General features: G+C 59.9%; 10 protein-coding genes. 8 read left to right on the top strand and 2 right to left on the bottom strand.

The genetic code is table 11. The features are described from left to right. Positions 1-119: 119 nt before the first annotated feature. Both SBC1_RS13900 and SBC1_RS13895 read left to right on the top strand, forming a co-directional pair. Complete coding sequence (locus tag SBC1_RS13900) at positions 120-1,160, top strand: glycosyltransferase family 9 protein (RefSeq protein WP_243830225.1); 1,041 nt, start codon at positions 120-122, stop codon at positions 1,158-1,160. 360 nt (positions 1,161-1,520) lie between these two features. Continuing rightward, positions 1,521-2,495, top strand: a complete 975-nt coding sequence (locus tag SBC1_RS13895) for a transposase (protein ID WP_243830224.1) — start codon at positions 1,521-1,523, stop codon at positions 2,493-2,495. Between the two features lie 109 nt (positions 2,496-2,604). Here SBC1_RS13895 and SBC1_RS13890 read toward each other — a convergent pair whose 3' ends face one another. Together SBC1_RS13890 and SBC1_RS13885 are read right to left on the bottom strand one after the other, a co-directional pair. After that, complete coding sequence (locus tag SBC1_RS13890) at positions 2,605-4,110, bottom strand: mannose-1-phosphate guanylyltransferase/mannose-6-phosphate isomerase (RefSeq protein ID WP_165988158.1); 1,506 nt, start codon at positions 4,108-4,110, stop codon at positions 2,605-2,607. Between the two features lie 66 nt (positions 4,111-4,176). Continuing rightward, positions 4,177-4,500 (bottom strand): hypothetical protein, encoded by a 324-nt coding sequence (locus SBC1_RS13885; RefSeq protein ID WP_165988156.1) that lies wholly within the window; start codon positions 4,498-4,500, stop codon positions 4,177-4,179. 164 nt (positions 4,501-4,664) lie between these two features. Here SBC1_RS13885 and SBC1_RS13880 point away from each other — a divergent pair, with 164 nt between their 5' ends. The 6 genes from SBC1_RS13880 to SBC1_RS13855 all read left to right on the top strand — a co-directional run bounded on the left by SBC1_RS13880 (position 4,665) and on the right by SBC1_RS13855 (position 12,519). Further along, complete coding sequence (locus SBC1_RS13880) at positions 4,665-6,035, top strand: undecaprenyl-phosphate glucose phosphotransferase (protein ID WP_165988154.1); 1,371 nt, start codon at positions 4,665-4,667, stop codon at positions 6,033-6,035. 51 nt (positions 6,036-6,086) lie between these two features. Continuing rightward, positions 6,087-7,478 carry a UDP-glucose/GDP-mannose dehydrogenase family protein gene (locus SBC1_RS13875; protein ID WP_165988153.1) on the top strand — a complete coding sequence of 464 codons (1,392 nt, stop codon included), beginning with the start codon at positions 6,087-6,089 and terminating at the stop codon, positions 7,476-7,478. Between the two features lie 118 nt (positions 7,479-7,596). Further along, positions 7,597-8,052: a low molecular weight protein-tyrosine-phosphatase gene (locus SBC1_RS13870; protein ID WP_165988151.1), complete on the top strand. Its 456-nt coding sequence runs from the start codon at positions 7,597-7,599 to the stop codon at positions 8,050-8,052. Next, the gene (locus tag SBC1_RS13865) at positions 8,046-9,221 is read left to right on the top strand and encodes a polysaccharide biosynthesis/export family protein (RefSeq protein ID WP_165988149.1); all 1,176 of its coding nucleotides are present in this window, start codon (positions 8,046-8,048) and stop codon (positions 9,219-9,221) included. The genes SBC1_RS13870 and SBC1_RS13865 overlap by 7 nt, the downstream gene beginning before the upstream one ends. Before the next feature lie 46 nt (positions 9,222-9,267). After that, positions 9,268-11,490, top strand: coding sequence for a polysaccharide biosynthesis tyrosine autokinase (locus tag SBC1_RS13860; RefSeq protein WP_165988147.1), 2,223 nt, complete (start codon positions 9,268-9,270; stop codon positions 11,488-11,490). A 42-nt stretch (positions 11,491-11,532) separates the two neighbouring features. Continuing rightward, positions 11,533-12,519 (top strand): glycosyltransferase family 2 protein, encoded by a 987-nt coding sequence (locus SBC1_RS13855; protein ID WP_165988876.1) that lies wholly within the window; start codon positions 11,533-11,535, stop codon positions 12,517-12,519. Position 12,520 lies beyond the last annotated feature (1 nt).

Here is a 12,520-nt window from a genome sequence, read left to right as displayed (position 1 = left end):
TTGAGCGAGTCGTGACCTACACCGCTGGGTACAGGACTACACCGCTGGGTACAGGAGTATCAACCGGCCATGCAGCGAAAACTGGCAAGCATCTTGCCGCACCAACTGAGATCCACAACGTGACGCCGCAGTTGCTGGACGCCGCCTCCGCATTGACGAATCCAGGGTCGCTGCTCTCGCCGTGTGACGAGATCCTGGCTCCCTACGATCTCGAAGTGTCGAATAGCCCTGCAGAGGGTTATCGCGCGCTAGGGCTTTCGAATGGGATTTGTAATGCCGCTTTGGCTGAATTCAATCCGGATTACGCTGTTGGGTCGCGTGTACACGTGATTAATGGCATGGGTGTGACACTGGGCGATTCCGTAATCGGCCTTACCGCGCTTGTGGCGATCAAGACACGGTTTCCGCACGTTTCCTTCACGATTTATCGACCGGCTCATGCGCCTGGTTATGTAGAGCGTCTTTACGAACTGGCGGCTCCGCTGTTGGGTTCTGTCGTCGATTTACCCGTGAAGCTCGATGCCATTCCTTACAACGAATTACGCATCGACTTAGGCAATCATTTGTTCTGGCCGAAGTTTGCCTCGCTGCCGATGATCGATTTTTTTCTCGGCGCAATGGGGATAAAAGCCGACGAAGTCCCGGCGATAGACAAGCGCAATCACTGGCTGAACGAGTTGGTACTCCCACGGCCTCGGGCGCTGAAGGGCGACTATGTATTACTGTGCCCGACCGCCAGCACGCCCGTGCGCAGCATTCCCGTGCCCATGCATAAGGACTTCGTCAAAGCCTTGTGGGAGCGCTACAGGCTTCCCATAGCAGGCTTTGGCGCAATAGATCACCCGCATTACGCTGACCTCACTTCGAACGCCCCTGACACGGCGGATTTTCTTGCATGGATCAAGCACGCCGCTTATCTTGTGGCTCCGGATACAGCCGCCATTCATATAGCCGCGGGCTTCAATATCCCGACGACGGCGTTCTTCACTACCATTGCGCCGGATTTGCGGGTACGCGACTATCCGCGCTGCAAGGCTGTTTCTTTGCTCGTTCCTGAATTGGAAGGTATACAAGCCAGTAACCGGGCAACAGATATGGAACTGGTCGGGCGCGCTTATCGAGAACTAAGGATAGATACTGATTTTTCAGGATTTGCTTAATACTCGTATTGAATACATTAATCGCCGAATCGGAATAAATTACTTGAAAATGTAAGAATTATTTCTGATAAGAGTCGCTGAAAATCTACTGCTTTGTCATATTCGGGCAAACCATTAGGATGGTATGCTTCCTGCAATAATCTTCATACACAAGTAGCCAGACCGGATTGTGCGCCGCTTTGGGACCTGTTTTGCACCAGCTAGTGGATTTGATGCAGATTACGTGCACCATCTTGTCGTTTTTAGCAAACGTTTGCGAATACCCGGAATTTCTTGATTCCTCCGTTTTGCGGGCAGAAAAAACGCCTGCTACGCTTGGTTCAACATGCGCAGCGCAGCCCGGCTGCATGGAGCAACGCAATGTTTTTCGACGAACTCAGCAATGAAGAGTGGGCACTAGTTGCCGCCCTTGTGACCGAAGGAGAGGTCCGCGAACACCGGCGCGGCCGTCCGCGTGCGCAACCGCGCACGATCGTGAATGCCGTGCTGTGGATTCTCACCACCGGCGAAACCTGGTCGAAGCTGCCCAGTCACTATCCGACTGTGCCTACCTGCCGCCGTCGTTTCAACGACTGGCAAATGAACGGCACGCTGATCGAAATGGTGACGCGGCTGGCATCGCGCGGGCGCTCCTTTACCATCGTGCCGTCCACGCCGACCGAAGCGCCGCCGCGCCAGACGCAGGCCACCTACGAATGCGATCGCCTCCGTGGTGTGTTCTGGCAGAACCCGGAGTCGTGGGGCGGTTCTGAAGGGAACGGTGCAAACGCGGTAGACGCGCTGTTTGCTGCCGTTCCGCGCCGGATCGCGGAAGCGCACGACGTTGCGCGCGCCAATGCGCCAACGCCGATGTCGGCGGGCAGGGTAGCCATGCTCGGCACGGGATCGCGTTCGCTGCAGCGTGAGTCGTCAGGCCCGGCGGCACGGTCCCCATCTTTCGATCCCTTGCCAATGGCGTTCGAGCCCGACTGCGCCCCCGTGCACGACGGCCACGGCTACACCATCTACGCCATCGCGCGGCCGGTCGCGGGCAGCATGTTCCGCGGCTGGGCTGAAATCGTGAAGGACGGGCGTCGGGTGGAACGTTCTGGCCTGATCGGTCCACGCCACGAAAACCCGAAGGACGCGGCGGACTACGCGCTCGAATGGTCGCGCAGATGGATTGCGGCGCAGTCCACGCGCGTGACCCATCCCGTGCAAACCGATGCGGCCGCGCCGCATCGTGCGGCACCCGTCGCCAATGTGGTCAGCCACGCGCAGCACGATCCGAAGCGTGAACGTGCCGCGGCGCCGGAGCGCGTTGAGATCCGCCACTATGCGGACGTGCAAGGCTAACGCTGGAATAGTGCACGGGACCACGTCTCTTCCGCTCTGTCTGGTTTGACTCGATGGCTTTGACTCGAACGCTGTGCGGCGCATGTAATCACGGGCCGCACAGCGTTTTTTATTGCCGGCCGTACTTGTCGTCGAAACGGACGATATCGTCTTCGCCCAGATACGTGCCCGACTGCACCTCGATCATTTCAAGCGGCATCTTGCCCGGGTTTTCGAGGCGGTGCTGGACGCCAATCGGAATGTAAGTCGATTCGTTTTCCGCGAGAATAAACGTCTCGGTGCCGCGTGTGACCAGCGCCGTGCCCCGCACCACGACCCAGTGTTCGGCGCGGTGATGATGCATTTGCAATGACAGCCGCGCGCCCGGTTTCACCACGATCCGCTTGACCTGGAAGCGCTCGCCGTTATCGATGGAATCGTAATGGCCCCACGGCCGATGCACCTTGCGATGATCCGCGGCCTCTTTGCCTTGCTCTGCCTTGATGCGCCCGACGATGGCCTTCACGTCCTGCACGCACTCCTTGTCCGCGACGAGAATGGCATCCGCCGTTTCCACGATCACCAGGTTGTGCGTTCCCACGCACGCGATCAGCCGCCCTTCGGAATGCGCATACGTGGATGTCGCGCCCTGGAACATCACCCGGCCGCGCGCAACGTTTTCTTCGCCGTCCTTCGGCAGGATCTTCCAGATTGCATCCCACGAGCCTACGTCGGACCAACCCGCGTTCAACGGCACCACGGCACCCGAGCAGACGCTCTGGTCGTTGGCCAACTGCTCCATGACGGCGTAGTCGATAGAGTCCGATGGCGAGGCCGCGAACGCCTGCTTGTCGAGCCGGAAGAACTCGCCGTCGTGCGTGCCGGCATCGCAAGCGGCGCGGCAGGCGGTGTAGATAGCAGGTTGGAAATGTGCGATGGCCTTGAGCCATACCGACGCACGTACGATAAAAATCCCTGCGTTCCACCAGTATTCGCCGGAGCTGACGTACTGTCGCGCGAGTTCGAGATGCGGCTTCTCCACGAACTTCTCGAGTTGCCATGCACTCGAGCTAAGCATCTGCTGGCCGACCTTGATGTAGCCGTAGCCTGTTTCCGCATGCGTTGGCACGATGCACATGGTGACAATCGCACCGTCCTGCGCGCACTTGGCACCTGCGCCAATCGCCTTGTGAAACGCTTCGGTATCCGTAACAACATGATCTGCGGGCATCACCACAAGGATAGCGTCCTCGCCGGCCGGCATCGCGTGCATGGCAGCAACCGTCAGCGCCGGCGCCGTATTGCGCGCAAGCGGCTCAAGGACGAGATGCGCGCGCCTGCCGCCGGCTCGCAACTGGTCGGCGGTCGTAAAGCGATGATCTTCACCACACACGATGATTGCGTCGTCAATACGCGCGGTGCCGTAGGTCAGGCCATCGAGACGCTGTGCGGTGGATTGCAGCAGTGACTGGTCACCGATCAAACCAATCAGCTGCTTGGGGAAGTGCTCGCGTGACATGGGCCACAGGCGTGTGCCTGCGCCACCGGCCAGGATGACCGGCTGGATCCTGAGCTTCGTTTCAGTTGCGGCAGGCGTGAGTGGAGTGGTGATAGTTGTTGTGTCGAGAGCGGACATGACGAGGGAGCTCCTTGAGCTTGATCGGGTATTACAATTTTTAGCACGTAGTAAATAGCGGATAAATCAAAAAACCAAAAAATAATCACTCGACATACTCAAATCGGTAACTTGGTCATTAAACGTAACGAATATGAGTGATTGAATTTTTTTCTTACTTTTCCGGAATTTTTTCTCGAAAATTAATTGCTTAAAATTCGGCTGATCGCCTTGATCCATAAGGGTCTGGGCGATCGGTAACATCTTGAAAAAAATCCACCAGCGCGGCGCATCTACAATGCCGCTGCTGTTCCACTGTGGCTCCGTTGTCACCGTTGCGCCGTTTCGTGACAAAAATAAATACGCGGAAAAGCGCAAATTAAACTCCGCATTATTTTGCGGTTGCAGCACGAATTTAATTCCAGCCTCATACGGGTATGTACCAAGGCGACGGACCGTCTCGTTTCTCCGCCTTTGCTTCCTGTCTTGCCCAAGCGAATGAGTGAAGCTGAAGCCGAAGCTGATGCTGAAGCGAGACCTGAGCAGACCGTGTCTTCCCACCCGAGGTGTCTTACATGTTGAGCGTGCTTTCGAGAATGATCGACATTGCAATGGTGGCGCTGGGCGCGCTGCTGGCCGCGTCGCTGCACGCGGGAAATGCCGTCTGGCTCGACGACATGCAAAGCACGCTGCTCGCGTTCAATTGCGTGCTGGTGATCATGACGTTCCCGTCGTTCGGCATATACCAATCGTGGCGCGGCAAGCCCGTGTATGACCTGCTGTGGCGCGTGACGCTGGCGTGGCTGATGGTGGAAGGCGCGGGCGTGCTGCTGACCTTCAGCGTGCATCGCGCAGATTTGCTGTCACGTATGTGGCTGCTGTATTGGGGCGCGGTGACAGCGGCCTTGCTGATGTTATCGAAGGCTATTGTGCACGCGACGCTCAAGTCAATTCGTCGCGAAGGTTTTAACCAGAAAGCGGTCGCCATTGTGGGCGCGGCGCCTTACGGGGAGTTCCTGATCGAGCAGATGCGCAGCCGCCCCGAAGCAGGTTTCAGCCCAGTCTATGTGTTCGATGAAACCTTCCCGGAAGTCACGCTTGCCGGCGTCCCGGTAAGCCGCGATCTGGGCGATCTCACGCTGCTCGTGCGCGGACGTGCGATCCGCGAGTTATGGCTGGCGCTGCCGATTTCGCAGGAGCGGACCATCAACAAGCTCGTCACGGAGTTCCGCGACGACTTCGTGAATATCCGCTTCATCCCGGACGTGCGCAGCCTGTCGTTCTTCAACCACGCGGTCGTCGACCTGCTGGGTGTGCCGGCCATCAACCTGGCTGCGTCGCCGATCACGGACCTCAAGGTGTTGCCGAAGCGGGTGTTCGACCGCCTGTTCGCCGCAGGCGTTCTGCTGTGCCTCGCGCCGTTGCTGATCGTGCTCGCGGTGGCCGTGAAGATGTCTTCACCCGGGCCGGTGTTCTTCAAGCAGAAGCGCAAGGGCATAGACGGTAACGAGTTCGAGATCTACAAGTTTCGCTCGATGAGGGTTCACAAGGAAACCGCGGGTCACGTCACGCAGGCGAAGAAGGGCGACAAGCGCGTGACACGCGTGGGAGCGTTCCTTCGCCGCACGAGCCTGGATGAGTTGCCGCAGTTCATCAACGTGCTAAGGGGCGAGATGTCGGTGGTTGGTCCGCGTCCCCATGCGCTCGAACACGACGACATCTACAAGGATCTCGTTAAGGGGTACATGTACCGGTATCGCATCAAACCCGGCATTACCGGCTGGGCGCAAGTGAATGGTTTTCGCGGCGAGACCGATCGCATCGAAAAGATGATGGGGCGCGTGAAACTCGACCTGTACTACATGCAGCACTGGACCTTTGGACTCGACATGAAGATTGTCGCCATGACTTTGTGGAAGGGTTTTGCTGGTGCGAATGCTTACTAAGAACCTCGTTAAAAACGCTTTGAATAATTTGCCAACCCTGGAGCGCGTGCTATGAAACTCACCATCATCGGTAGCGGCTATGTAGGCCTCGTGACGGGCGCGTGTCTGGCCGACATCGGTAACGACGTGCTGTGCCTCGATCTCGACGAACGCAAGATCGCGATCCTGAACGGCGGTGGCGTGCCAATCCACGAGCCAGGCCTGCAGGAAGTCATCGCGCGCAATCGTGCGGCAGGACGCCTCAGCTTTTCCACCGACGTCAAGGCTGCGGTCGAACACGGCGACGTGCTGTTCATTGCAGTGGGTACGCCCTCCGATGAGGACGGCTCCGCCGACCTGCAGTACGTGCTGGCCGCAGCGCGTGACATCGGCCGTTATATGAACAACTTCAAGGTGATCGTCGACAAGTCCACCGTGCCGGTCGGCACGGCGCGTCGCGTGAAGGCGGTGATCGATCAGGAGCTTGCTACACGTGGTGAGCCGCACATGTTCTCGGTGGTTTCAAACCCCGAGTTCCTGAAGGAAGGCGCGGCTATCGACGACTTCACGCGGCCCGACCGGATCGTTTTGGGCTGCGATGACGACGTACCCGGCGAACGCGCCCGCGAACGCATGAAACGCCTGTATTCGCCGTTCAACCGCAATCACGAACGTACGCTTTACATGGACGTGCGCTCGGCGGAATTCACCAAGTACGCGGCCAACGCCATGCTCGCCACACGCATCTCGTTCATGAACGAGCTCGCGAATTTTGCGGATCGTGTGGGTGCGGATATTGAAGCGGTACGTCGCGGTATTGGCTCCGATCCGCGCATTGGCTACGACTTCCTGTATGCGGGTTGCGGTTATGGCGGCTCGTGCTTTCCCAAGGACGTACGTTCGTTGATCCAGACGGCGGGCGAGTACGACGAGCAGATGGAAATCCTGAAGGCCGTGACGTCGGTGAACGAGGCGCAGAAACAGACGCTTGCCAACAAGATCGTAGCCCGGCTGGGCGATGATCTGCGCGGCAAGAAGTTCGCGCTGTGGGGCCTCGCATTCAAGCCGAATACCGACGACATGCGTGATGCTCCCAGCCGGGTATTGATCGCGGCATTGCTGGAACGCGGCGCGTCAATCAGCGCGTACGATCCGGTCGCAACCGACGAAGCACGCCGCGTGATCGCGCTCGATCTGCGCGATACGCCCGCGCTGCTCGCTCGCCTGAGCTACGCGAACGATCACACCGAAGCCCTGGACAACGCCGACGCATTGATCATTGTGACGGAGTGGAAGGTGTTCAAGAGCCCGGACTTCGACGGCATGAAACGCCGCCTGAAGACCCCGCTTATCTTCGACGGCCGCAATCTCTACGAGCCGGAAACCATGAACGAGATCGGCGTGGAGTATCACGCAATTGGACGTGGTGTACGGCAACCGGTGAAGGCTCCGGTAGCAGCCTGAACAGGCTGGCAAGACCCGCTGCTCAATAAAAACGATATCGACACACCCAGGCACTGCGAGCGCGGCTTCGGTTGAAGGACCCGACGCCGCGACTGCGCCGCTTTAACGGACACAACCTATGTTTCGAAGCGTCTTGATTGTCTGCCATGCGAATGTTTGCCGAAGCCCTGCCGCGGAAATGCTGTTCCGCGATTATGCCGGCAAGTTGGCGGAGCAAGACGCGAGACGTTCGATCGAATTCCGCTCCGCCGGCCTCTTTGCGAAAGAAGGCCGCGACATCGATCCAACGATGTACCGCTTGCTGGCGGAGCGCGATGTCGATTCATCGGGACACTCCGCGCGCCGGCTCGACGAGTCCATGGCGCGCGCGGCCGAGTTGATTCTCGTGCCTGAAAGAAAACAGATTGCCGCGATTGAACAGATGGCGCCGCACACACGCGGCAAGGTCCATCTGCTCGGCAAGTGGGAAGACTCTGAAGTGGCCGATCCATACGGCGGCCACGAAGTTGCCTATCGCGAGAGCTTCGGGCTAATTGAACGTCTGGTCCAGGGATGGCTGAATAAAATATGGTGAACCGGTCTCTAGCTTTATCTGTTTCCGTGGTCTTTTCGCTGGCGACTTTTTTGTCGGCTTGCGGCGCGTTGCCAGGTTACAACCTGGACACGTCGCGCCTGAACGATTCCGACGCCACGCCGACCGCGACCTATTCCGTGCACTTGATCACGGCGGACGTGATCATGCAGCAGAACCGGCCGGGCCCGGCAGCGGCGCTGCCACCCGCGCGTTTTGCGGACCCGGCGCAATACGTGTATCGCCTGGCGCCGCAAGACGTGATCGGCATCACGATATGGGATCACCCGGAGCTCACCACGCAGCAGGGGCAGACCTTGTCGGCGGGCGGCAACACCACGCAAACGATCGCTGGCGCGCTCGCGCAGCCATACACCACTGCGTTGCCCGGGCAGGCCGATCCGTTCGGGCAGACGGTCTCGCCTGACGGCACGATCTACTTCCCGTTCGTTGGCAAGATGCACGTTGCGGGCAAAACGGCCGGCGAGATTCGCGATCAACTCGCGGCGGGCTTGTCGCCGTACCTGAAGAAACCGCAGGTCGATGTTCGCGTGCTTGCTTATCGCAGCCAGAAGGTCTCAGTCACCGGCGAGGTGAAGACGCCCGGACCGCTCGCGATGAGCGACGTGCCGCTTACGCTGGTCGACGCAATCACGCGTTCGGGAGGCACGAACGCCGACGCCGATCTGCAGCGCGTGCGCCTCACGCGCAACGGCAAACTCTACGTGCTTGACGCCGACGGCGTGCTTGATCGCGGCGAGATTTCGCAGAATGTGATGCTGCAGTCGGGCGACATCGTGAATGTACCGGATCGTACCGACAGCCGCGTGTTCGTGATGGGCGAAGTCAAGACGCCGTTGCCTGTTTCGATGATGAAAGGCCGCCTGACGATTGCCGACGCGCTGACGCAAGCCGGCGGCATCCTGGATACCGACGCAAACGCTCGGCAGATCTACGTGGTGCGCGGCGCGCGTGACAAGCCAGCGTCCCCCGAGATCTACCGGCTCGATTTGACGCAACCGGACTCGCTGCTGCTGTCCGCGCAATTCCAGCTTCACCCGCTCGACGTGGTGTATGTGGGCACGGCTGGCGCCGTCCAGTTCAACCGCATGGTCAACCAGGTTCTGCCGACCTTGCAGACACTCTTCTACCTGAAGGAACTGACGCGATGAACGCTTTCCAGATCGTCGAATGCATCAAACCAACAGGGATTGAATCGTGAGCACGCCAGCACATTCCTATCAGGGCAAGACCGAAGAAGAGGACGTCGTCCTCGGGCAGTTGCTGCAGGTGGTCCTCGACGACATCTGGTGGCTGATCGGTACCGCGGCGTTCATCATTCTCGCCGCGGCCGGTTACTGCTACGTCGCGAAGCCGGTTTATTCCGCCGATGCGCACGTCCGCGTTGAGCAGTCCGACAACACGTCGCAAGCGCTTACGCAAACGCAGACGGGCGCCACGATCGGCAATTCGTCGGGCGCGCTGCCAACCGACGCCGAGATCGAGATCATCAAGAGCCGGGGTGTGGTCGCACCGGTCGTTACGCAGTGCAAGCTCAACTTCTCGGTGAGCCCGATGACCGTGCCCGTGCTCGGCAGCATTGCTGAGCGGCTCGCGACCTCGGGGAAGCCGGCTAAGCCTTGGTTCGGCATGACCTCGTATGCGTGGGGCGGCGAACAGGCCACGGTCGATTCAATTGAAGTGGTGCAGTCGCTGGAAGGCGTGAAGCTGACCATGACCGCGCTTGGCAACGACCGTTATTCGCTGGCGACACCTGAAGGTGTGCCGCTGCTCGAAGGCCGTGTGGGTGAGACGGCGAAGGGCAATGGCGTATCTATCGACGTCACGAAACTGGTGGCGCGTCCCGGTACGCGCTTCGTGGTGATACGGGCCAATGACCTCGATGCCATCGCCGCATTTCAGTCGGGCATTACGGTCGTGGAGCAAGGCAAGTCGACGGGCGTGATCCAGATCTCGCTCGAGAACGGCGACCCGGCGCGCGCGGCGGAAATTGCGAATGCGCTGGCCGATTCGTACCTGCTTCAGCACATTGAAAGCAAGCAGGCCGATGCGGAAAAAATGCTCGCGTTCCTGAAGAGCGAACAACCGCGGCTGAAGGGTGATCTCGAACATGCCGAAGCTGCGCTGACGGAATATCAGAGCCAGTCCGGTTCGATCAACGCAAGCGACGAAGCGAAGGTATATCTCGAAGGCAGCATCACCTACGAAGCGCAGATTTCCGCATTGAAACTTCAGATCGCCACGTTGAACCAGCGCTTCGAAAGCAGTCATCCGGCGCTGATCGTCGCGCAGCAGCAGCTTAGCGAACTGGAAGCTGAACGTGCGCATTTCAGCGAACGCTTCAAGAATCTTCCGGCCTCCGAAGTAAAAGCGGTGTCGCTGCAACGCGATGCGAAGGTGGCCGAAGACATCTACGTGCTGCTGCTGAATCGCGTGCAGGAACTGTCTGTGCAGAAGGCGGGGACGGGCGGCAACGTGCATATTGTCGATGCCGCGCTGCGCCCGGGTGCGCCGATCAAGCCAAAGAAATTCCTCATCATGTCGGCGGCTGTGATTCTTGGCCTGATCCTCGGGACTGGCCTCGTGTTCCTGCGCCGCGCCATGTTCGCGGGCATCGTGGACCCGGACAAGGTCGAGCGCCTGGCAGGTCTGCCGCTGATCGGTCTCATTCCCATGAGCACGGAGCAGGTGAAGCTCGATGCCGAAGCGAAGCGCACGGAGCGTGATCGTGACCGTGTCTCGCCAATTCTCGCGACCATGCGTCCGAACGATGTCTGCGTGGAAATCATGCGCAGCCTGCGTACGTCGCTGCAATTCACGCTGATGGAAGCGCGCAATCATACGGTGATGCTGACAGGCCCGGCGTCGGGCGTTGGCAAGAGCTTTCTCGCGGTGAACCTCGCTGTGTTGCTCGCGGCGTCGGGCAAGAAAGTGCTGTTGATCGACGCCGACATGCGACGCGGCAAGCTGGAACGTTCGTTTGGTCTGGAGCGAGCAAATGGCTTGGCGGAATTGCTTGCCGGCACGATCGGACTCGAGCAGGCCATCCGCACCACGCGCACGCCATTCCTGAGTTTCATGCCTGCGGGCAAGCGTCCGGAGAATCCGTCGGAGCTGTTGATGTCGCCGCGCTTGCAGCAATATCTCGATGGCCTGGGGCGTGTGTACGACGTAGTTTTCATCGATACTCCGCCGGTGCTTGCCGTCACGGACGCGTCGATTATCGGCAAGCTCTCGGGAACGAACTTCCTCGTGATGCGCTCAGGCGCGCACAACGAAATGGAAATCTCCGATGCAATCCGGCGCCTGCGCTCAGCGGGTATTCCGCTGCACGGCGCAATCATGAACGGCATGCCGGCACGTTCGCGTGGTTATAACCGCGGACACTATGCAGCGGTCGAAGACTACCTGAATGTTTGAACGCGAGCGGAGCGCTGCATGACATCGACCCCGACCCCGACCCTGACCATCTCCGTGATGGTGCCCACATACCGTCGTCCCGCCGACCTGAAGCGTTGCCTCGACGCGTTGCGCGCGCAGGCGCGTCCGGCGGACGAAGTGCTGGTCGTCGCGCGTCCCGAAGACGATGCAACGCATCGCGCGCTTGAATCAGAGCTGGCCGCGAACAATCCGTTCCTGCTGCGCGTGATCGAGACCGGTTTGGGTGGCCAGGTCGCGGCGCTGAACCGCGGACTTGATGCGGCGCGTGGCGACATCATCGCGATTACCGACGACGACGCCGCGCCGCGTGTCGACTGGCTGGCGCGAATTGATCAAGCCTTCAGCAATGATCAAACGCTTGGTGCGCTCGGCGGTCGTGACTGGGTGTTCGAACGCGGGGCGCTGCTTGATGGCGAGCGGTCGGAAGTCGGGGTGATCCGTCGCACCGGCAAGATCTGCGGCAACCATCATCTGGGTGTGGGCGCGCCGCGAGCGGTCTCGCTGCTGAAGGGCGCGAACATGATTTATCGACGCTCGGCGGTGGGCGGATTGCGCTTCGATACGCGTCTGCGCGGCAAGGGCGCGCAGCCTTGCAACGACCTCTCATTTAGCCTGAGCGTGCGGCGCACGGGGTGGAAGATGGTCTACGATCCGCGCGTGGCGGTCGATCATTTTCCCGCTGAACGTTTCGATGACAACGGCCGCGATGCGCAGACCCTTGGAGCGCTCACCGACACCGCATACAACCTGCATCTGGTATTGCGCGAGCATTTGGGTCCGGTCGCGCGGCATGTGGCGTGGTACTGGTACGCCGCCATTGGCACCCGTGCGATGCCCGGCTTCGCGCATGCGCTGCTTGCCCTTGCCCGCACCCGCGATACAGCCTGCTGGGCGCGTTATCGCGCGATGCGCAAAGGTGCACAGGACGCTCGCCGCGACGCGCAGCACGAGCCAGCAGCCTATGTGCTCGCCATGCGCGGCCGCAGCGACGGCGCGAAAGCCGCATGAG

This window comes from Caballeronia sp. SBC1 (assembly GCF_011493005.1).
GTDB lineage: Bacteria > Pseudomonadota > Gammaproteobacteria > Burkholderiales > Burkholderiaceae > Caballeronia.
This window is presented reverse-complemented; position numbering and strand designations above follow the sequence as displayed.